Annotated in this window: 20 protein-coding genes; 15 read left to right on the forward strand and 5 right to left on the reverse strand. The window is 52.1% G+C overall.

The window, feature by feature from the left end:
• Nucleotides 1–245: 245 nt before the first annotated feature.
• The 5 genes from cysN to NT239_11510 all read left to right on the forward strand — a co-directional run bounded on the left by cysN (nt 246) and on the right by NT239_11510 (nt 6,236).
• Nucleotides 246–1,691 (forward strand): sulfate adenylyltransferase subunit CysN, encoded by a 1,446-nt coding sequence (gene cysN / locus NT239_11490; GenBank protein ID XGA70396.1) that lies wholly within the window; start codon nt 246–248, stop codon nt 1,689–1,691.
• Between the two features lie 360 nt (nt 1,692–2,051).
• A complete protein-coding gene (gene gspL, locus NT239_11495; GenBank protein ID XGA70397.1) occupies nt 2,052–3,098 on the forward strand; it encodes a type II secretion system protein GspL in 1,047 nt (348 codons plus the stop codon).
• Entirely contained in the window at nt 3,095–3,583 is a 489-nt protein-coding gene (locus NT239_11500; protein ID XGA70398.1) for a type II secretion system protein M, read from the forward strand. The genes gspL and NT239_11500 overlap by 4 nt, the downstream gene beginning before the upstream one ends.
• Nucleotides 3,580–4,323 carry a type II secretion system protein N gene (locus NT239_11505; protein ID XGA70399.1) on the forward strand — a complete coding sequence of 248 codons (744 nt, stop codon included), beginning with the start codon at nt 3,580–3,582 and terminating at the stop codon, nt 4,321–4,323. Before NT239_11500 ends, NT239_11505 begins: the two co-directional genes overlap by 4 nt.
• Before the next feature lie 197 nt (nt 4,324–4,520).
• Entirely contained in the window at nt 4,521–6,236 is a 1,716-nt protein-coding gene (locus NT239_11510; protein ID XGA70400.1) for a hypothetical protein, read from the forward strand.
• An 82-nt stretch (nt 6,237–6,318) separates the two neighbouring features.
• Here NT239_11510 and gspE read toward each other — a convergent pair whose 3' ends face one another.
• From gspE to NT239_11525, 3 genes are read right to left on the reverse strand one after another with little or no spacing between them, the layout of a single operon-like run.
• Nucleotides 6,319–7,785: a type II secretion system ATPase GspE gene (gspE, locus tag NT239_11515; GenBank protein XGA70401.1), complete on the reverse strand. Its 1,467-nt coding sequence runs from the start codon at nt 7,783–7,785 to the stop codon at nt 6,319–6,321.
• Nucleotides 7,782–9,869 carry a type II secretion system secretin GspD gene (gene gspD, locus NT239_11520; protein ID XGA70402.1) on the reverse strand — a complete coding sequence of 696 codons (2,088 nt, stop codon included), beginning with the start codon at nt 9,867–9,869 and terminating at the stop codon, nt 7,782–7,784. Before gspD ends, gspE begins: the two co-directional genes overlap by 4 nt.
• Nucleotides 9,866–10,678 (reverse strand): hypothetical protein, encoded by an 813-nt coding sequence (locus tag NT239_11525; GenBank protein ID XGA70403.1) that lies wholly within the window; start codon nt 10,676–10,678, stop codon nt 9,866–9,868. The genes gspD and NT239_11525 overlap by 4 nt, the downstream gene beginning before the upstream one ends.
• Nucleotides 10,679–10,920: 242 nt before the next feature.
• On the opposite strand from NT239_11525, the gene gspF reads away from it, so the two are divergent.
• From gspF to NT239_11565, 8 genes are all read left to right on the forward strand, one after another.
• Nucleotides 10,921–12,123, forward strand: coding sequence for a type II secretion system inner membrane protein GspF (gene gspF / locus NT239_11530; protein XGA70404.1), 1,203 nt, complete (start codon nt 10,921–10,923; stop codon nt 12,121–12,123).
• A gap of 9 nt (nt 12,124–12,132) precedes the next feature.
• Nucleotides 12,133–12,633, forward strand: coding sequence for a GNAT family N-acetyltransferase (locus NT239_11535; GenBank protein XGA70405.1), 501 nt, complete (start codon nt 12,133–12,135; stop codon nt 12,631–12,633).
• Between the two features lie 59 nt (nt 12,634–12,692).
• Nucleotides 12,693–13,109: a type II secretion system major pseudopilin GspG gene (gene gspG / locus NT239_11540; GenBank protein ID XGA70406.1), complete on the forward strand. Its 417-nt coding sequence runs from the start codon at nt 12,693–12,695 to the stop codon at nt 13,107–13,109.
• 377 nt (nt 13,110–13,486) lie between these two features.
• Nucleotides 13,487–13,984 carry a GspH/FimT family pseudopilin gene (locus NT239_11545; GenBank protein ID XGA70407.1) on the forward strand — a complete coding sequence of 166 codons (498 nt, stop codon included), beginning with the start codon at nt 13,487–13,489 and terminating at the stop codon, nt 13,982–13,984.
• Nucleotides 13,981–14,349, forward strand: a complete 369-nt coding sequence (gene gspI, locus NT239_11550; protein ID XGA70408.1) for a type II secretion system minor pseudopilin GspI — start codon at nt 13,981–13,983, stop codon at nt 14,347–14,349. Before NT239_11545 ends, gspI begins: the two co-directional genes overlap by 4 nt.
• A gap of 4 nt (nt 14,350–14,353) precedes the next feature.
• Complete coding sequence (gene gspJ / locus NT239_11555; GenBank protein XGA70409.1) at nt 14,354–14,947, forward strand: type II secretion system minor pseudopilin GspJ; 594 nt, start codon at nt 14,354–14,356, stop codon at nt 14,945–14,947.
• On the forward strand, nt 14,944–15,840 hold the full coding sequence (gene gspK, locus NT239_11560) for a type II secretion system minor pseudopilin GspK (protein XGA70410.1): 897 nt from the start codon (nt 14,944–14,946) through the stop codon (nt 15,838–15,840). Before gspJ ends, gspK begins: the two co-directional genes overlap by 4 nt.
• Nucleotides 15,841–15,911: 71 nt before the next feature.
• A complete protein-coding gene (locus tag NT239_11565) occupies nt 15,912–16,802 on the forward strand; it encodes a DUF6268 family outer membrane beta-barrel protein (protein ID XGA70411.1) in 891 nt (296 codons plus the stop codon).
• 66 nt (nt 16,803–16,868) lie between these two features.
• On the opposite strand, the gene NT239_11570 is transcribed toward NT239_11565, so the two are convergent.
• Together NT239_11570 and NT239_11575 are read right to left on the reverse strand one after the other, a co-directional pair.
• Complete coding sequence (locus NT239_11570) at nt 16,869–17,429, reverse strand: hypothetical protein (GenBank protein ID XGA70412.1); 561 nt, start codon at nt 17,427–17,429, stop codon at nt 16,869–16,871.
• A 15-nt stretch (nt 17,430–17,444) separates the two neighbouring features.
• Nucleotides 17,445–18,218: a DUF2092 domain-containing protein gene (locus NT239_11575; GenBank protein XGA70413.1), complete on the reverse strand. Its 774-nt coding sequence runs from the start codon at nt 18,216–18,218 to the stop codon at nt 17,445–17,447.
• Nucleotides 18,219–18,403: 185 nt separating this feature from the next.
• Between NT239_11575 and NT239_11580 the strand changes: the two genes are divergently transcribed.
• Both NT239_11580 and NT239_11585 read left to right on the forward strand, forming a co-directional pair.
• A complete protein-coding gene (locus NT239_11580) occupies nt 18,404–18,901 on the forward strand; it encodes a glycine cleavage system protein R (GenBank protein ID XGA70414.1) in 498 nt (165 codons plus the stop codon).
• Nucleotides 18,902–19,867, forward strand: coding sequence for a hypothetical protein (locus NT239_11585; GenBank protein XGA70415.1), 966 nt, complete (start codon nt 18,902–18,904; stop codon nt 19,865–19,867).
• The last annotated feature ends 4 nt before the right edge of the window (nt 19,868–19,871 follow it).

Here is a 19,871-nt window from a genome sequence, read left to right on the forward strand (position 1 = left end):
GCATGTCCGCGTTGTGCGCTCCTCGCAATCCGCATGGACTTGATGTCCATTTACGTTTGCTGCGGTGCTGACGCCTTGACCTGCAGCCGCTCGCGGCGCGACTGAACGTGTTGATGATGAAAGCCCGTACGGCCTTGAATGAAATAGTTGTGTGTAGGGTGGGTTAGGCCAAAGGCCGTAACCCACCATGATTACCACGGTTTCGCGGCCGTTTCGTACGAATATATTGAGATTGGAAGAACACTATGTCACATCAATCCGACTTGATCGCCAGTGATATCCTGGCCTATTTGAAACAGCATGAAAACAAAGACATGCTGCGCTTTATTACTTGCGGTAACGTCGATGACGGCAAATCTACGCTGATCGGCCGTTTGCTGCACGACTCAAAACTGATTTTTGACGATCACCTCGCGGCGATTCAAAAAGACAGTAAAAAATTCAACACCACCGATCAAGAAATCGACTTGGCCTTGCTGGTGGATGGCTTGCAAGCCGAGCGCGAGCAGGGCATTACCATTGACGTGGCCTACCGCTACTTCAGCACTGAAAAACGCAAATTCATCATCGCCGACTGCCCAGGCCACGAGCAATACACGCGCAATATGGCCACCGGCGCGTCAACGTCTGATCTGGCGATTATCCTGATCGACGCGCGTTACGGCGTGCAAACGCAAACGCGTCGCCACAGCTTCATCGTGTCGCTGCTAGGCATCAAGCACGTGATCGTGGCCGTGAACAAAATGGACTTGGTGGATTTCTCTGAAGCGCGTTACAACGAAATTCGCGCGCAGTACTTGGAATTTGCCAAAGAGCTGAACATCGCCGACATCCGTTTCGTTCCGCTGTCTGCGCTGCGTGGCGACAACGTCGTCAACGAATCGGACAAAACGCCATGGTACGAAGGCGAAACGTTGATGGGCTTGCTGGAAAGCGTGCAAATCAATAAAGACGCCAAGCTCGACGCATTCCGCCTGCCAGTGCAATACGTGAATCGCCCGAATCTGGACTTCCGTGGCTTCTGCGGCACGATTGCGGCGGGCCATGTATTGCCGGGCGACGAAATCGTTGCGCTGCCATCGGGTAAAAAATCGAAAGTCAAAGCGATTGTGACGTACGAAGGCGAGCAAACCGTCGCGTTCTCAGGCCAAGCAATTACGCTGACGCTGGAAGACGAAATCGATATTTCGCGTGGCGATATGATCGTTCGCGCGCAAGATGCGCAGCCGCACGTCGGTAGCGCGTTTGACGCGCACGTGGTGTGGATGAACGAAGCGCCGCTGGTGGTTGGTAAGGAGTATGTGGTTAAGCTCGGCGGCAAGCAATGCTTTGGGCGCATTACCTCGGTACAGTATCGTATCGACGTGAACAGCCTTGAGCACATCAACGCGAGCGAGCTCAAACTGAATGAAATCGCCTTGGCGCGTTTCGAGCTGACTGCACCAATCGCCTATGACAAATACAGCGATTGCCGTGGCACAGGTAGCCTGATTGTGATCGATCGCCTAAGCAATGCCACTGTTGGTGCTGGCATGATCGTTGCGCCAGCGGAGGCGAGCGCAGCTTCACAAAGTATTGCTGATCTGGATGAATTGAGCCGTCTGCGTGCGTTTGAAGCGGATCTGAATGCTCTTGTGCGCAAGCACTTCCCGCATTGGGGCGCGAAGGATATTCGTGATTTATTGAAATAATCATCGCAATGTGATGAGAAAACGGCAGCCAAGGCTGCCGTTTTTTATGGCTAGCCCTCCTCGCAAAGCGAGGCTCCCCTCAAGGAGGGGACGGGAGGGGTGGGAATAGATTATAAAGGCTGCAAATATGCCAGCCTGTTTGCTAGGCTCGGCTTTGCCGAGACTTGAATAATTAGGTTCTTCCACTTTGTTCGCAGCCTGACGGCAGCTTTGGCTGCCGTTTTTTTATGCTCAACTCGATTTTGCTGACTTTTTTTGCAACGGCTGCAGTGTAATGGTGTAAACCGTCATCATTTTCACGGCACAATACTGGGCTAAGCTTATTAAGTAGTGCGCCGTGGACGGCGCAGATAGGAATGTATGGCGCAAAATGTGTCCCGTGTGGTGCTGCGATTAAGTCACGAGCCGATCAAGGTGTATGACTGGTTCGCCTTTGATGCCGAAGGCGAGCAAATAGCGCATCAACTCACTAGCAATCAGCACTGGCCTAGTGCTGCTCAGCTCGATTTAGCGATTCCAGCGCAATGGCTGACCGCTCACCGCTTAGCTCTGCCCAAAGTCAATGAAAAACAGCGCCAGCAATTAATTACGCAAGCGCTTGAAGATCGCGTACTGGGGCGTTTGGACGACTATCAATGGCAAGCTGGGCCGGTTGAGAATGGCCACTGCACGGTGTGGTTGCTGGAAATTAGCAAATTGGCACAGCTCAAAACATGGGCGAACGAACAAGGCTTGCACTTCACGCGCTGGATTACGGAATTTGCGCTGCTGGGTGAGCAAAACGATTGTATGTTGGCTGCCAGCAGCGGCCTGATGGCGCGATTGGGCGGCGAGTGTGTTTGGTTGGCCGACGAGAGCGAATTGCTGGCGCTGCGCGGCGAGCGAGTGCTGCAGGCTTTAAATTTTAATCAAGTTGTCGCACCCAGCAAAACAGCAGTCAGCTTTTATCATGGCAAAACTCCTGCGGTATCGCTCCACATGTCTTGGCAGGATTGGCGTTGGGCGGTATATCTACTGGGGGTATGCATTGCGCTGGTACTGTTGAGCATGATGCTGCAATGGCGTACTTTGGCGCAACGTGAAAGCGCTTTGCGCCAAGAAATCCGCCAAACTTTTGCCAGCCTGTATCCGGGTATGCCGATTGTGGACCCGATGTTGCAATGGCAAAGTCTGCAAAAAAAGGGCGAGGTACGTGGCGGTGATGCACTTGATCTGCTGTATCGCAGCGCTGCGCAAATGGCTGGCGATTACAACGCGCACAGCATTAGCGTTAAAAATGGCAAAGTCAGCTTGATTGTTCCCGCGGCACAAGGCGCAGCTTTGCTGAGTCAATTGCAGGCGCAGGGCGCCCAAGTGCAAAGTACAAATCTGCCCGATGGGCGCTTGAATGTGGAGTTGCAACCATGAGCGACCCAATGATTAGCCACGGCATCATCAGCAAGGCACGCTTGTATTGGCAAGCGCGTAGCCCGCGCGAGCAACGCGCGCTGCAAATCTGGGCCGGCGCATTGTGTGCCGCCGCGCTGTATTTTGGCGTGTACGAGCATTTGCGAACGCAAATTGCTCGTTTAGAGCGCAGCGTGCCGTTGCTGGAAAGCCAGTTAATGACGATGCGCGGTAGCCAGAACGAGATCTCCATTCTAAAGCCTAATGCCGCGCAGGCCGATTTACGCTCGGCAGCATTTGCTGCTTTGAGCGCCAAACAAATCAGCGCCGATGTGCGCTCGATCAGCGCCAAACAAGTCGAGCTGAGCGCCACGCTGCCCAATGTCAGCGAAGCCGTGAATCTGGCGCACAGTTTACGCAGCGAAATCAGCGCCCAAGCGCTTAGCGTACAAATCACCGCGACCGAGCAAGGCGCGTCTTTGGTCTTAGTGTTGGAGCGGCCATGAGTCGGGGAAAGAAAATCAGCTTAGGCTGCGCATTGGCGCTGCTGTTCACCGCGATCTTATTGTTACGCATGCCGGTGGCGGCTATCCCCTTGCCCGCATCGATGTCGCTGGTACAGGCCAGCGGCACCGTGTGGCAAGGGCGAGCAAGCGCACTGGGCTTGGAAGGCGTGGCGATACAGCAAAATCTAAGCTGGCAATTTGAGCCACAAGCTTTATTGCACGCACAGTTGGCTTGGCAATTACATGCACAAGCGGCCTCCGCGCAAAATCCAGTACCGAGTCAGGCTCGCGTGGTAATCGGCTGGCGTGGACTCGCAATGGAAAATGTCGATATCACGCTACCGTTGGAAGGCGTGCTACGCAGCATGCCGAAGATCGCTAGTTGGGGGCTTGGTGGCACAGCGCAAATACGTAGCGCTCATTTATCCAAGCAGGTGGGAGATAGCGCCGAGCTGATCCTCAACCCCCTCTTTAGCCAGCTAGTGCCAGCGCTCAGCCCTTTGGCCACCCTGCGCGCCAATCTGCAAATGAATGAAACTGGCGCAAATTGGAGCATCAACCCCGCAGGAGCTAGCGCCATCAGCGTGAATGGCCAAGGCACGCTGCTATGGCAAGGTGGGCGACTGATCAGCAAACAAGGCGAAATCAATTTGCAGCCAGATGACAAAGTCAAACAACAGCTCGCGCCGCTGCTGCTGCAAATTCCGGCTACGGCGAATGGGTATCAGATTAAGTTCTAAGTTTTGATTGGCTCATACAGGTTAACTGGTACGTTGGTCTTCCCGTGTCTGCGTATCAAGAAATATTGCTATATTCTAATATTGACTTACATCATGTTTTCAAAATAAATACAAAATATCTGTGGTTTGCACCGTTGACATTCTTTTATTTGCTGACTTTTATTGTTAGCATATTCCCTTTCAAGAGGGGGTGTAGAATGTCAGGAAATAAATCTTTGGGGCTGTTGTTGTGCTTAAGCCTAGTGGCGTGTGGAGGCGGTGGTGGTGATGCGCCAACTGCTAGCGGTTCAATACCTGCTACAACTGCAATACCTCCTTCTGCAACTGCAGCGCCGAGTGCTGCGAAGTCAGTTTCTGGTGTTGCAGCTTATGGTGCGGCATTAGCCAATGCGGATATCATTATTAAAGGCGCTAACGGCAAAACCGTAACGGCCAAAGCCGATGCAAACGGTAAATGGACGGTAGCGGATGTGAGTGGCCTGAATGCGCCGCTGATTATTCAAGCCAAAGGCACGGTCGGTGGTGTAACTCAAGAGTTGTACAGCGTACTAAGCACCGCGCCTACAGGCCCAGTGACTGCTAACGTAACACCATTAACAACAGCCTTGCTTAGCCAAGCGGCAGGTGTAACGCCCGCTGCATTATTTGCAGATCCAGCCAAGATCGTGGCGCTGAGCCCGGCTAAAGTAGAAGCGGCTAAAGCCAAGTTGAAGGCGGCTTTGAGCGATTACATGACCGCACTCGGCGTTGATGCCAGCAAAGTCGATCTGATTTCCACGACCTTTGAGGCCAATAGTAAAGGCTTAGATAAGTTGATGGATTTGGTCAAAGTATCATCAAGTGGCACAGGTGATGCGACTGCGATTGTGATTAAAGATCATGGTACAGGTGAAACGGTTGAATTTAAAGCCGCTGAAACGCCGAAAAAGCTAAGCAAACCAAGTGTCGAAACCCAAAATCTAAACTTGGCAGGCATACGCGATTTGATCGCAAAATTTAATGCCCTTGCTCAAAGCAAAGATGGTGTTATGTCCAGCGATTTTGCAACGCTGTGGGATGATGCTTTCTTAGATGATGGCATTACTAAAGCACAAGACGTTTCTTACTTCCGTGAAGAATATAAAAAAAATCCAAACCTAGTGTGGAAAATTACTCTGCTTGATATCAAGGGGTGCGTTAAAGATGTCTGCAAACTCGATTTAAAATTTGAAAGTTCAAAGGGTGATATCGAGGTGGGAGGAGATAACCCAGTTCGCCAGAATGCCGCTGGAAAATGGCTGATTTATGGGAATCAGCAACAGCAAAAACGCTGGGATGTGAATAGCTATAAGGTATATGGCTACGATGGTAGCTTGCTGGATCAATCGCCATTTAGTATGAGCGAAAAATACGCGGCTATAACGATTGCCAATCAAACCATTCAAATGGAAGCGCTGGATGGCGGAAATTTAAAATTAACAGGCTGGAATGGCACTTACGCCCATAAGGTTGATCGCCGTGCAATTATGTTGTGCAATCCGGTGAGTAATGGCGTAAACCCTAGCGACACAGCTAAGTATGTACTGCTAGCAAATACTAGCCAAGCCGCTACTTTAAATGATCTTAAAGGGGCGAGATTTGAGCACAATGAAGGTTGCGGCTATAGCACATCGACTGTTGCTATTAATGCATCTGGTGAAGGCGTATTTACTGATGCAAAAGGCAGCGAAACCGTGCCTGCCACTGATATTGCAAAGGCTTTCTCGCCTAGTGGTTTGGATACGGGTGATGAAGTGATTTATTTAAAAGCATTCAAAGTGTTCTACCCTGGTCCAGAAGGTTACTACTGGCATATGGTAGTTGAACGCACCATGGTAAAAGCAGATCCTTCGAAAAGTTATCTGGCTTGGTGGAAAGAAACTGTCGCTCAATAATGTTCATTTGAGTTAGGTAAAAGTAAAAGCCACTGATGATTGTCAGTGGCTTTTTAATTCAACCGCTTCTCGTTGGCGTCAATTATCCCCGCGTAATTCTCAGCATCTCTTCCACACTCGTTACCCCTTCTAATACTCGCAATGCGGCGTCTTTGCGCAGGCTGTGCATGCCCAGTGTTTCAGCATGGCTGCGGATGTCTTGCTCATTAGCTGAGTTGTGAATTTGCATACGCATGGCTTCGTCGACGATCAGCAATTCATGAATGCCGGTACGGCCACGGTAGCCAGTGTGGGCGCAAGCGGAGCAGCCGATGGGGCGGTAGAGGGTAATACTCTGCTTGGTATCAATCTCTAGCTCTTTTAATTCTTTTTCGCTAGCGATATACCCCTGCTTGCAACTTGGGCATAAAGTGCGAACCAAACGCTGTGCGAGTACGCCTATCGTTGATGAGGCGAGCAAGAACGGTTCGATGCCCATATCGACTAGCCGCGTGATCGCGCTGCTGGCGTCGTTGGTATGCAGCGTGGCGAGCACCAAATGGCCGGTGAGTGAGGCTTGCACGGCGATTTGCGCGGTTTCCAAGTCGCGAATTTCACCGATCATGATAATGTCGGGGTCTTGGCGTAGGATGGCGCGTAACGCGCGGGCAAAGCTCATCTCGATGCGCGGGTTAACCTGCGTTTGGCCGATTCCGTCCAAATCGTATTCGATCGGGTCTTCCACCGTCATGATATTGCTGTTTTTCGCGTCCAAACTGGCGAGCGCGGCGTACAGCGTGGTCGTTTTACCTGAGCCAGTCGGGCCGGTCACCAGCACAATGCCGTGCGGTGCGGCGAGCAATTGCGTCAGTTCTTTCAGTGTTTTGTCGCCCATGCCGAGCTTGGCGAGCGACAGCCGGCCCGCAGATTTATCGAGTAAACGCAGCACAGCGCGCTCGCCGTGGCCCGTCGGCAAAGTCGAGACGCGCACGTCAACCGGACGGCCTGCGATGCGAAGGTTAATGCGGCCGTCTTGCGGTAGGCGTTTTTCGGCGATATCGAGCCCCGCCATCACTTTAATCCGCGATACCAGCGCGGCGTGCAGCGCGCGATTCGGTTCGATCACGTCGCGTAATGTACCGTCGACGCGGTAGCGCACCACCGAGCGCGTCTCGAACGGCTCGATATGTACGTCGGATGCGTTTTCGCGCAGCGCTTCGGTGAAAATGGCGTTAATCAGCTTGATGACCGGCGATGATTCTTCCGCTTCCATCAAGTCTGACACTTCGGGCATATCTTGAATCAGCCGCGCTAAATCGGCCGATTCTTCAATATCGTCGACCAAGTTGGCTGCGCCGCCTTGCTGGCTGCTGCTGAAGGTTTGATTCAGTAAGGTTTCAAACTCAGCGGTATTCACCGGATGCAGTCGGCTTGCCCCCAGTTGGCGACGCAATTCGCTCATGGCGGATAAGCTGCCGCCGTGGCGAAAATATATCGGTGTGACGCCATCGTGTTCTGCGCCGTCGAGCACACCAAATTCGCGCGCATAGCTATAGGATACAATCGTCATTGCGGGGTATTGCTCTGTACGGAAGGTTTATTCTTGTTTTCTGGTGAATACACCGATGAGCCTGCGTCTGGTAATTGCTCGGGTAATTGCACTTTCGGCAAATCTTGCAAGAACCAATGCTCGCCTACTTTGTACTCGCCCTGCTGATTGCGCAGGTATTGGTATCGATCGTTCGACAGGCTGAAATTCGATACCGCATCTTTGATCAATACCGGGCGCAGGAAAATCATCAAATTGACTTTCTGATAACTGCGGTTTTGGTATTTAAATAATTCGCCCACCACCGGAATATCGCCCAAGCCTGGAATTTGATTGCCTGAGTTGGCGAGCCTATCTTCAATCAGCCCGCCGAGTACGACGATTTGTCCGTCGTCGACCAAAACTTTGGTTTCAATTGTGCGCACCTTGGTCGCCAAACCGGTGCCATTGGTATTGACCGAGTTATCAATGCTGGAGACTTCCTGATACACATTCAGTGTAATCACGCCGCCCTCGGAGACTTGCGGGCGCACGCGCAGCTTGATACCGATGTCTTTACGCTCGACGGTGGTAAACGGGTTGGGGTTATTACCGGTCGCCGACTGAGTGCCGGTAATAATCGGAATATTCTGCCCGACAGTGATTTTGGCTTCTTCGTTGTCGAGCATCAGCAAATTCGGCGTTGAGAGCACATTGCCGTTGCCGCTGCTTTGCAGCGCCGATGCAATTACGCCCAGTGAAGCAGTGCCGTCACGCGGGTCACCATTAAACAGCCCCATCGTCAGGCCGAGCGGCACGGCGGCTGGCGTTTTATTGATAATCGCCGTCGCGATATTGCCCAAGGTATTGCTGCCAGTTGAAATATTACTCACGCCGCCGGCGCCGATTTTGTCGTTGCCACCCGCCACAATCCATTGGAAACCAAATTCCGATAGTTTGGATAAATTGACTTCGGCGATCATTGCCTCAACATAAATTTGGCTGCGTCGTACGTCGAGCTTGTCGATCACCGCGCGCAAATTGTTATACACATTTTGCGGCGCGGTAATAATCAGCGAGTTGGTCACGGTGTCAGCCTGCACGCGCACCGTCGCGCCAGCTACTTGCACCGTGGTGGCGGTGCTGGTGGTTTGCGGTGAGCTGTTATTAAACGCCGAGCTGTTGGCTGCGGAATTATTGTTATTAGTTTGCGGCGCAGGGCTGGCGTCGTCTTGACCGGTGAGCAAGCCTTTTAAGGTATTGGCGAGCTTGGCCGCTTCGGCGTTGCGCAGGTAGATTACATTAATGCTGCTATCGTTCGTCGCCGCTTCGTCCAATTGCGATACCAGTGCGCGCAATTGCGAGGTTTGTGCGGCATTAATCGCGCGGATCATTAAGCGATTACCACGCGGGTCGGGCACCACAATCGAGCGGCGTACACCATCGGGCGCAGGGATCGCGCTCGCGCCATTTTGTACGCTCACTTCGGGCATCAGTCGCGCGATATTTTGCGCCACATCCAATGCTGAAGCGTGCTCAAGTTTCAGGGTAAAGATTTCGCTGTTTTTTGGCTGGTCGATATTGTCGATAATGCGTGCCAGGCGGCGCACATTGTCGGCGTAATCGGTAATCACAATCGTGTTGCTGGTGCCCGATTGATACGCGCTGATCAGGCTATTGGGCGTGGCCAGCGGGCGCAGCATCGTCGCCATTTGATTGGCGCCTTCATTATTCAGATTAAAAATCTGCGTAATGATTTGCTCGCCATTGGCGTTTTCGCCGCGCACCAGTGTTTTATTGCTCAGCGCCTTGCTGTCCGCTTCGGGCTGGATTTTGATTGCACCATTGCTTTGCACTGTGGCAAAACCCGCTTGGCGTAGCGCCGATTGCAAAATCGGGTAGACCAGCTCTTTGCTAACGGGCTGAGTCGAGACGATATTAATCGTGCCTTTGACGCGCGGATCTAGAATGAAATTCTTGCCCGTAATCAGGCTAATGGCTTTGACCGTGGTTTCGATGTCTGAATTGACAAAATTCAGCATCACTTTTTCGTCGTTATTGGCCCAACTTAAGGAGCTCAGGCAACTGGCGAGCAAAACGGCCAACAGGGTATTTTTGATTTTCATGGATTTACGGTATAGCTCAGGTTCTGCTGTTGATCTTGGCGCGTAATCAGCACCGATAATTGGTTTTGCTGACTAAATGCGGCGTACAGCAAGGAAATATCGTCGAGTTTATTCAGCGGCCGCCCATTGACGGCCTTGATAATGTCGCCATCGCGTAATTGCAAGACTTGCGCCAATTGCTGCTCGCTGGCGCGCTCGACCGCAATACCACCGGCAGGGCTGGTATTTAAACCGCGGCTCCAATTGGCCAAATTGCCCCCCTGCAAAATGCCGGTAAGCTGGCCACGTGTCAGGCTAATGCCACTGCTCGCAACCGGTGCGACTGAGTTGCTTTGGGGTATGGTGCTGTGGCTAAGCTCTGAATTGGCTTGTTGGGCAATACCCGATGCATTCAAAAATACTTTGCGCTGCGCGCCATTTTTATCGAGCACGATATGATCACGATGGGCCGCAATTAATTTGCCGTATTGGCCCGCTTCTTGGCCGAGCTTAACGGCGACAGCGCTTGCTTCTATGCCATCAATAATCGCGACGCCGTTGCTGCCCGAAATCAGCGCGCGCAAGCTCAAGCTACTCGCTTCAGCGGAAACGGTGTTTTGGCCTGTTTGATTAAATAGCCGTGTTACGCTGGCAGGATCGATGTGTTGCACATTTGGTGCCGCTTGCGGTAAACGTATTGGGCGAGGCGAACTAGTTGGGGTGATTAATTGCCAAATTAGCCCCGCGAAGAGCCAAAGCGCCCATAGCCCGAGCAAGCTTTGTACTGCGCGTGCCAGCCATTTGGCATTCATAAACGAGGCTAATTGCATATTTCCTAATAAGCTAAAGCGATGAATTTTGATCGGCAAAATGAAGCACTAAAGTTCAGTGTAATAAATTCGCCGTTAAGGCTGTCTTTGTGTGTCATATCAAAATGATTTTGCCATAGAATAGTCATATTGAAGCATTGTTAAATGACTTCCTTGTGTATTACAGACGACTTGAACGATAAATTGAAATTTTTTTGTCGGCATAATGCCTTTTTTAGCTTTTTAAAGCGATTCCACCTGCTGTGACAGCCTTTCGTTATCAAGCCATTGCCGCGAGCGGTGGCAAACCCCAATCGGGTCAAATCGACGCCGAATCATTGCGCCATGCGCGTAGTCTGTTGCGCGAGCAAGGTTGGCATGTCTTGACGATTGCCGCGGCGAATGCCGAATCGGGTGCCGCGCAGCGCTTGCGCATTTCTAGCCAAGACTTGGCCACGCTAACACGCCAATTCTCGGCACTACTTGACGCCGGTTTAACCATTGATGAATTGCTTGTCGTGTTGGCCGAGCAAGCCGATCAGCCTAAAGTGCAGCAAATTTTGGCGCAATTGCGCCAAGACGTGATGGCCGGCATGCCGCTCTCGAGCGCGATGGATTCTTTCCCGCGCGTTTTCCCGCTGCTGTATCGCACACTGATTCGCGCCGGGGAGGAATCGGGCAAGCTCGCTGGCGTAATGCAGCGCTTGGCCGATTATTTAGAAGCGCGGGGCGAGCTCAATAGCAAAATTGCAATGGCGTTTATTTATCCTGCGGTCGTGATGTTCGTCTCCGCCCTCGTGATTTTGGGCATGCTGACGTGGGTGGTGCCGCAAATGGTGCAGGTGTTTGAATCGGCCAAGCAAACCTTGCCGTTTTTAACCCGCGCGCTGCTGTGGATCAGCGCCGCGCTGCAAAGCATGGGCATTTGGATCGCGCTTTCAATCGCAATCGCGGCCGTGGCCGGATTTTATGCACTCAAAAAACCCGAGCTTAAATTTCGTTTTCACACTTGGCGTTTAACATGGCCAGTCTTGGGCTACCTTGATCGCATTGCCAATACCGCACGCTTTGCCAGCACGCTGTCGATTTTGGTCGGTAGCGGCGTGCCGCTGCTTAAATCACTCGACGCCGCCGAAGGCGTGATGAGTAATTTAAAGCTGCAGTCTGCGGTGGGCGAAGTGGCTGGGCAAGTGCGCGAAGGCGTTAGCCTTGCGCGCGCGATGCGAGCAGCCAATGAATTTCCGCCGCTAATTTTGCATTTGGTCGCCAGTGGCGAAGCTACCGGGCGGCTCTCGCAAATGCTCGATCGCGCCGCCTCCGAGCAAAGCAAAGAGCTCGATCGCAAAGTCACCGCCTTCACCAGCCTACTGGGCCCTGCGATGGTGCTAGTGATGGGCGCGGTGGTGATGATGATCGTGCTGGCGATCTTGTTGCCGGTGTTTGAAATGAACCAATTGGTTAAATAAGGGTAGGGAATGACGACTGTTCAGATTCGCCATAGCACCAGCGCGGATATCGATGCGATTACGCGGATTTATGCCGGAAAAAAAGCCTATACCGGCACTTTGGGCCTGCCTTATCCGTCGCTAGAAGTTTGGCAAAAGAAACTCGGCACGATGCCTCAAGGCTCGTATAGCCTAGTTGCCGATTTAAATGGCGAAGTGGTCGGCAATTTATTTTTGGGCGTCGAGCAAAACCCGCGTCGTAAACATGTTGCGAGTTTTGGGATTTGGGTGCGCGATGATCTGCAGGGGCAACAGATTGGTAGCCAGCTGATGGCGGCAGCGATTGATCTGGCCGACAATTGGCTCAATGTGCATCGGCTTGAAATCACCGTTTACACCGACAATGACGCGGCAATTGCTTTGTACCGTAAATTTGGCTTTGAGATCGAAGGCGAAGGTAAAGATTTTGCCTTTCGCGATGGGAGCTACGCCAATGTATTTTACATGGCGCGAATTCGCTCTGCTGCATGATGTATTGCTTTGAATGACTTTTTGGGCTTTGATTGTGGGGCTATACCCCTGAGGATGAAATGAAAAAGAACCGTGGTTTTACCTTGATTGAGATTTTGGTCGTTGTGTCGATTCTGGCGATTTTGGGCGCGCTAATTGTGCCTAAGATTATGGATAGACCGAATGAAGCGCGCATTGTGGCGGCCAAACAAGATGTGGCGTCGATTATGGCGGCGCTTAAACTATACAAATTGGATAACGGCCGCTACCCAACGACCGAGCAAGGGTTGAAAGCCTTGGTGCAAAAACCGCAAACCGAGCCGGTGCCGAATAATTGGAAAGCGGGCGGCTATCTGGAAAAAGCGCCGAAAGATCCTTGGGGGGCCGACTACGTGTACTTGAACCCCGGTGCGCATGGTGAAATTGACGTGCTGAGCTACGGCCCGGATGGGCAGGCTGGGGCGCCGGAGACCCAAATCGGCTCGTGGCAGCAATAAAACAGCGGCTGCGAGACTCGATCACGGCGTTAGAAAAGCACTCAAAATCCTCATGTACTGCAGTACATTCCGGTTTTTCGTGCTTTTCTGCCTTGTGCTCAAGCCTCTCGCTCGCCGTTTTGTTTGAGCGGCAAAAGAGCGATATGTGTCAGGCTGGGGCTTGAAGTCCCGTGTAGCGAAAACCGCAGCAAGGAGAGAGACAAACGGCTTTATCGTTTGGCTCACGACGAAGCAAGGGCAGCGCGGAGCGCTTTTCGCCCGGGGCGCCTTCTCTTGCTTACTTCTCTTGGCGAAGCAAGAGAAGTAAGTGCCGCGGCGCATAGCCGCCAATCCAAGGTTCAATATTTGAAGCACGTTCTAGTGCCACCAGAGATATTTTGAAAAAAGCGCACTCACAATCCGGTTTCACCCTGCTCGAAATTCTGGTCGTTACCGCGATCATTTTGATCGCGACGAGCATGGTCGCGTTTCAATTTAATCGCGGCAGCGGCGTGCCGGAGGCGGGTGAGCGGCTGGTGTTGCAATTTGAAGCGGCGCGCGATGAGGCGGTGGCGAAAGGGCGGATGGTGGCGTGGAGTAGCGATGGCGCGGGCTATCAGTTTTGGTGGCAAAACGAGCGCCTTGAATGGGAGCCTATGCAGCATAACGACAGCTTGCGCAGTACACGTTTGGCCGATGGAGTGCGTATTCGCGCTCAGCGCGTCAATCAGCAAGAACGCCCTTTGGGCGAGCGAGTGTTATTCCCCAGTGATGGTGTGATTGAGCCCTTTGTGATTGAAATCAGCGGCGGCGAGCAAACCCTGCTGCTGAGCGCCGATGTGATGGCGCGCTTTACGCTGGCCGATAGCGCCATCCACGCGACACATACGCCATGAAGACGCAGCGTGGTTTTACCTTGGTTGAAGTTTTGATCGCGCTGGCGGTGTTGGGGATTACCTTGGCGGCGGCGGCGCGGCTGGTGATCGGCAGTACCGATACCTTGATCGATTATCGCACGCGCACCTTGGCGAGCTGGGTGGCGAGTAATTTGGTTAATCACAGCTTAGCGACGCGTGCTTTTCCTGAAACTGGCTCAACGCAGGGGCAAGTTGAGCAGGGCGGTGAGCAGTTTATTTACCGCATGAATGTCAGCCCCACACCCAATTACAGTTTTCGGCGTATCGAGCTCTCGGTGATGGCGGCCGAGCGGCCTGAGCATATTTTGTCTTTACAGGTGTTTTATGCCTCTAGGGCGGAGTAATGTGATGCAGGCTAGATCTAATATGGCTTGTAGCGGTATACCCAATAAAGCTACGCAGCGTGGCTTTACCTTGCTTGAGCTGTTGGTTGCGCTGGCGATTTTCGCCATCATGAGCCTGATTACTTATCGCGGCGTGAGCATGCTGATCGATACGCGCAGCGCGGTGGTGAGCGAAACGCAATATTGGCGAGAGCTGACTTTGGCTTTTGAGCGGCTTGAAAACGATTTAAGTCAATTGGCGCCACGCCCTTGGCGTGATCAGCAAGGCCAATGGCAAGCGCCGTTGCGCAGCACCGAGCAGGGCTTGGAATTTATCCGCTTTGACGCTAATCGCGCGCCGTTGCATGGGGTGTATGAGTGTAGCGAGCAAGCGTTGCGACTCAAACTTTACCCGCAAGCCGATTTAGCTTCGGGCGATCAAGCTGCGGTGCATGTGTTGCTCAAGCCCTTAAGCCAGTGCGAGTTTGCGTTTATGGATAAAAATAATCAATGGCAAAGCAGTTGGCGCGAGGCCGAAACCAGGCCACGTGCGATTCGGATTCGGCTCGCGATTGCGCAGCGGCAAGGCGTGTACGAACGGGTGTTTTTAATTCCATGACGATGCCGCCAATTCAAGCTCACTCAGGTTCACGGCAGGCGGGCGTCGCGATTATTGCCGTGTTGATGGTCGCCGCCTTGGTTGCGTCCATTGGTGGGTTGCTGATGTTGCGTCAGCAGCGGGCTTTGCAGCAATTGGAGGTGCGTAAAGACAGCGCCGAAGCGCGTGCCGCCACATGGTCGGTTTTACAATTGGTTCGCCTCACTTTGCGTGACGACGCGCGCCTGGCCCAGCCCGACCATATGCTCAAACCGTGGGCGGTGCCGATTCCAGAAATTCAAATTGAAAACGGTGGTTTAAGCGGCCGGCTGATTGAGCTAAATGGCCGCTTTAATCTAAACCATGTGCTCAGCACTGACGGTAAAATCGACGCGCAGGGCTTGGCCGCGTATCGGCAATTGCTGGTCAATTTGGCGCTGCCCGCGCAATTGGCCGATGCGCTTGAGCGATCTTGGCCCACGCAGGCGAAAAACACGCCGCTGCAAGCGGTGGTGGAAATTAACGAATTAGCCAAAATAGACGGGTATAATGCCGCCGTTCTGCAAAGGCTGGAGCCGCATTTAGTGGCGCTGCCGGTTAGCACACAAATCAATGTGAATTTTGTGTCGGCTGAGGTGCTGGCCGCGTGGATGCCAAAGCTTGGGGTATCTCGTGCTGAGCAAGTATTAGCAAGCCGTAGGGGTAAATACTTCGCCAGTGTCGATGAGTTTGCCGCTGTGGTGCCTGCTCAATTGCGCGGTGATATTCCGCAAGCGAAACTCACGGTAAAAAGCAGTTTCTTTTGGGCTGATATGGGCGCACGCTTTGGCTCTGTATTTTTGCAGCACCGCGCTTTGCTTGATCGCTCGAAAGCCGATATGCCCACGGTATTGTGGATGCGACGAATTTATTAAAAATACCCGTTGATGCGATCAGCTCACGGAAATATAAGGCCAATAGTTGGCTCAATTACAGAGAGATGAATATGTTAAATAAAGCCATCACCTGTGCAGTTCTCAGCGCCGCGGCGATGACTGCGCAGGCCAGCGATACCACGATCAGCTACGCCATCACGCCCGTGATGGTGCCCGAGTTTGATTTAAACAAGGGCGGCACAGCTGATGCCACGTGGATGATGGCGTCGATTGGCGTCAATAAACAGCTGGATGCGCAACGCAGCATCGGTGTTGATGTCTCGGCAATGCGCCAAGATTGGAATTTTAACCAGCCTGTTGCTTGGGGTAATGTGAATCCGCCGTGGGGCACTTTGCACCGCTGGACGATGAGCGTGCCGATGACTTACGCCAGCGCATCTGGCTGGCTGTACAACATCAGCCCGGGCGTTGAGCTATCGTCTGAAAGTGGCGCTGAAAATTCGGATAGCCTGAGCTATGGTGCTACGGCATTCGCGGCCAAGATGTTTTCGCCTAGTTTGCTACTGGGTTTGGGTTTGAGTGCTTGGACAGGGTTGGAAGAGGGAGAGCTTTTTCCATTTGTGGTCGTGAAATGGAAAATGACCGATAGCCTCACATTACAAAACCCATTCCACGCCGGCCCTGCCGGCCCTGCCGGCTTGGAAGTGAGCTGGCAAGCAACGCCAGCACTCGAAGTGGCTGCTGGCGGTACGATTCGTCAATTTACCAGCCGGTTGTCAAACACCAATGCCGTTGCCGCCAATGGTTTGCTGGAAAACAGCTCTACGCCCTTATTTGTGCGCGCAGCTTATACGATCAGCAAAGAAGTACGCTTTGATGTGTATGGTGGTGCGGCAATGGGTGGAGAGCTGACCATCAGCGATCAGCATAATCAACAGGTCAGCACGGAAAAATACGATGCAATGCCATTTTTGGCCTTGTCGTTGTCGGGCCGTTTCTAAGTCTGTCCGTTTGAAAAAAAAAGCCCGTTTTCATACGGGCTTTTTTCTTTAAAGACTCGGTTGCGCTTAACGCGGGGCGTTGACCACGATGTAGTTTACCGTGCTGCCTGAATATTGGGGCTGATACCAGGTGCTGCCACACTGTTGGTAGGTAATGCCGTTGATATTCACGGGCACGCAATTGCTTGGCACTGAGTTGACAATCGAACCAATCACTGCGGCAGTACCAACGACTGCTGCGGTCGTTACAATGGCTTGACCTACATCCCAATCATCATCGTCATACCAACCGCCGCAACCATGGTGGCAACCGCCATTACCGTTCACATTGACGTTTACATTGCGATTGTTGTCGACATTGACATTGCGTTTGCTGTTATCGATGTTGACCTTGTTGTTGCCCTTATTCACTGTGTTGCCAGAGGCTACTTTATTGCCTTTTACCGCGCGATTATTGCTCACCTTTGGCGCCGACTTCATATTGGCTTTCGGCGCAGGGCGTGCCGCCGCAGCTTTGCCGCCGCCACCTCCCACGGCACGTGGGCCTGCTTGGACAACGGGTACACTCAAGGCAAGGGTTAACATGGCACAAATTGGAAGCACGGTAGTACGTAAAATATTCTGCATGATCAATTCCCCGGATTATTGAGCAGCACGTTCGCTGAATTTGATTGCCGTTGCATTGGCGGGAGCTTTAAACGTGAAATGTGTCGCGGCAAATTTCGGCGCAGTGTTCCAGTCTAAAATTTCAACGTGTTGTGGCATCGCTGCATCAGCTGTGTTGGTGATGGCAACTTTGCGGGGCAGCAATCGCTCGGTGCTTTCAATCCAGATTTGCCAATCGACGCTGCCTTGGCGGAAGGCATAGTGATCACACAATACTTCGCCGACGAAATCGCGTCCCACATAAATGGCTGAGTCAAATTGGACGTTGTCAGCTTCTGGGGTGCCCCAGATAAACAAATCTTTTAAAGGCACGGCTAAGCCATATTTGCTCTCAACCGTATCGAGCATTTCGCGCACGCTGCCGGTGTAATCTACGGTGCTGTAATACCCTTTTTTCGGGCTGTAAAGTGTTGCTTGTTTGCCATCAAAATAAAAATCGACGGCTTTATTCGCGGTTTCAACGCTAGCGTTAAATTGATTTGGGGCGACGTATTCAATGAGGGTGGAGCCACCAATTTGGATTTTTTGTCCGTTGGTTAACACTTTTTCATGTGTTGCTTGCGTTGTGATTTCAAATGCCTTTAACTCTCGTAATGCCGCGCCCATCCGTTTTAGTGCGGTGATCGGGCGATAATCAATATTGACTTGCTCAACCACCACCGTCGCTTCGGTGGCATGGCTCAATGGCGATAGTGTGGCGAGGCCAATTAGGCAGCTGCCGAGTAAGGTTCGATACATGTGAGGATGCATTGCTCAACTCCTTGGGTGCGATGAAAAGTGAGTTTGAAACCTGATGTGCTTGCAGCACGCTGTAGTGAATTACTCATTGTTTTTATAAGTAAATGTAATTATGCGTCAATAATTTTTTATTTGGCACTGTTTTTGTGTAAGTTTAATCAAAGAATGGGTATTTTTGCGAGGGCAACAAGGTGGCGATGAATGTATTAGTAGTTTCCGTTTTAGGGAAAGATAAGCCGGGCTTAGTTGAGCAGTTGGCCGCTTTGATTTCAGCGCAAGGTGGCAATTGGCTCGAATCATCTTTTTCCCGCTTGGCTGGGCAATTTGCGGGCATTGTTAAAGTCGCAGTCGAAAAAGACGGTGCGGCTTTATTGGCGGCTTTGCAGGCGGTGCCTGATTTAGACGTGCGTGGTGTACTCGATCAAGACCAAGTCGCACAATCGCAACAATTGTTTGGCTTGCATCTGGTTGGGCACGACCGAATTGGAATTGTGAAAGACGTCGCGTCGATTTTGGCGCGCTATCAAGTAAACGTCGAAAAATTGACCACTTGGCTAGAGAGCGCTCCGATGTCGGGTGACACGATGTTTCATGCCAATGCTGATTTATCAGCGCCTGCCCAGCTGGATTTGGCGACTGTTCGCATCGCGCTTGAAGCTATTGCCGATGATTTGATGGTTGAATGGATCGCTTAAATGCGCCGCCATGCCTTGCTTGCCACGCTGCTTTCGTTGCCAATTTCACAGGTAATGGCCTTGCCCTTGGTCACAGTGGTGGAGAGCTACCATCCAGAGAATGCATGGGACAAGGCATATTTGCAGGGCATTAAAAGCAAGCTTGATGGGGTGGCTGAGCTGCAATTTATCGCACTTGATACCAAGCGCTTGCCAACCGATGAGCATTTGCAGCAGGCGGCTTTGGCGCTGGAGCAAATTCAGCGGCAACCGCCAGCCGTGGCTATCTTGGGCGACGATGCCGCGCTGGCCTTGCTTGGGCCCAAACTCTCGCGCATGAATATCCCCAGTATTTTTTTGGGGATTAACGCCAACCCTGAGCGCTATTTTGACGGTGCAAAGTTGCCAAGTAATGTCAGCGGCGTACTCGAGCGGCCGCAATATAAAAGCAGTTTTGCGCTGATTCGCGAATTGATTCCTACTGCGCGGCGCATTTTGGTGCTGCTTGATCAGGATCGCTCTGCTGCAATTTTGCACGATGATATCGTGCAGTTGAAAGATGCGCATGTCGATGTGTTGATGGTAGCGAGCATTGATGAGTGGAAAAAAAGCATTCATCAAGCTGCAGGCAAATATGATGCAGTGCTCGTTGGGACTTACCAAGCCTTGGTTGACGAAAAAACGCAACAAAATATCGAAGCGGATGTCGTCATGAAATGGACGAACACCAATAGCAAAGTGCCCTTATTTGGTTTTTGGGATTTCCAAGTGGGGCGCGATGCCACCGTGGGCGGAGCGGTGATTGCCGGTTTTGAGCAAGGCGAGGTCGCAGGGAAAATGACCAAGTCGCAATTGCAATTGCCCAAGCAAAGCCAAGCCATCAAGCAAGGCAGCACGGCTCGTTTGATGTTGAGCCGCACTTTGGTTGAGCGCTGGAAATTAAGCATCCCCAGCGCGATGCAGAACCGAATTAGCTGGCTGCCTTAAGTAG

It is taken from the genome of Chitinibacter sp. SCUT-21 (genome assembly GCA_041874755.1).
Lineage (GTDB): Bacteria > Pseudomonadota > Gammaproteobacteria > Burkholderiales > Chitinibacteraceae > Chitinibacter.

Coding starts and splice junctions, on each gene's coding strand:
- cysN (XGA70396.1), top strand. CDS start 246: ATGTCACATCAATCCGACTTGATCGCCAGTGATATCCTGGCCTATTTG.
- gspL (XGA70397.1), top strand. CDS start 2,052: ATGGCGCAAAATGTGTCCCGTGTGGTGCTGCGATTAAGTCACGAGCCG.
- NT239_11500 (XGA70398.1), top strand. CDS start 3,095: ATGAGCGACCCAATGATTAGCCACGGCATCATCAGCAAGGCACGCTTG.
- NT239_11505 (XGA70399.1), top strand. CDS start 3,580: ATGAGTCGGGGAAAGAAAATCAGCTTAGGCTGCGCATTGGCGCTGCTG.
- NT239_11510 (XGA70400.1), top strand. CDS start 4,521: ATGTCAGGAAATAAATCTTTGGGGCTGTTGTTGTGCTTAAGCCTAGTG.
- gspE (XGA70401.1), bottom strand. CDS start 7,785: ATGACGATTGTATCCTATAGCTATGCGCGCGAATTTGGTGTGCTCGAC.
- gspD (XGA70402.1), bottom strand. CDS start 9,869: ATGAAAATCAAAAATACCCTGTTGGCCGTTTTGCTCGCCAGTTGCCTG.
- NT239_11525 (XGA70403.1), bottom strand. CDS start 10,678: ATGCAATTAGCCTCGTTTATGAATGCCAAATGGCTGGCACGCGCAGTA.
- NT239_11535 (XGA70405.1), top strand. CDS start 12,133: ATGACGACTGTTCAGATTCGCCATAGCACCAGCGCGGATATCGATGCG.
- gspG (XGA70406.1), top strand. CDS start 12,693: ATGAAAAAGAACCGTGGTTTTACCTTGATTGAGATTTTGGTCGTTGTG.
- gspI (XGA70408.1), top strand. CDS start 13,981: ATGAAGACGCAGCGTGGTTTTACCTTGGTTGAAGTTTTGATCGCGCTG.
- gspJ (XGA70409.1), top strand. CDS start 14,354: ATGCAGGCTAGATCTAATATGGCTTGTAGCGGTATACCCAATAAAGCT.
- gspK (XGA70410.1), top strand. CDS start 14,944: ATGACGATGCCGCCAATTCAAGCTCACTCAGGTTCACGGCAGGCGGGC.
- NT239_11565 (XGA70411.1), top strand. CDS start 15,912: ATGTTAAATAAAGCCATCACCTGTGCAGTTCTCAGCGCCGCGGCGATG.
- NT239_11570 (XGA70412.1), bottom strand. CDS start 17,429: ATGCAGAATATTTTACGTACTACCGTGCTTCCAATTTGTGCCATGTTA.
- NT239_11575 (XGA70413.1), bottom strand. CDS start 18,218: ATGCATCCTCACATGTATCGAACCTTACTCGGCAGCTGCCTAATTGGC.
- NT239_11580 (XGA70414.1), top strand. CDS start 18,404: ATGAATGTATTAGTAGTTTCCGTTTTAGGGAAAGATAAGCCGGGCTTA.
- NT239_11585 (XGA70415.1), top strand. CDS start 18,902: ATGCGCCGCCATGCCTTGCTTGCCACGCTGCTTTCGTTGCCAATTTCA.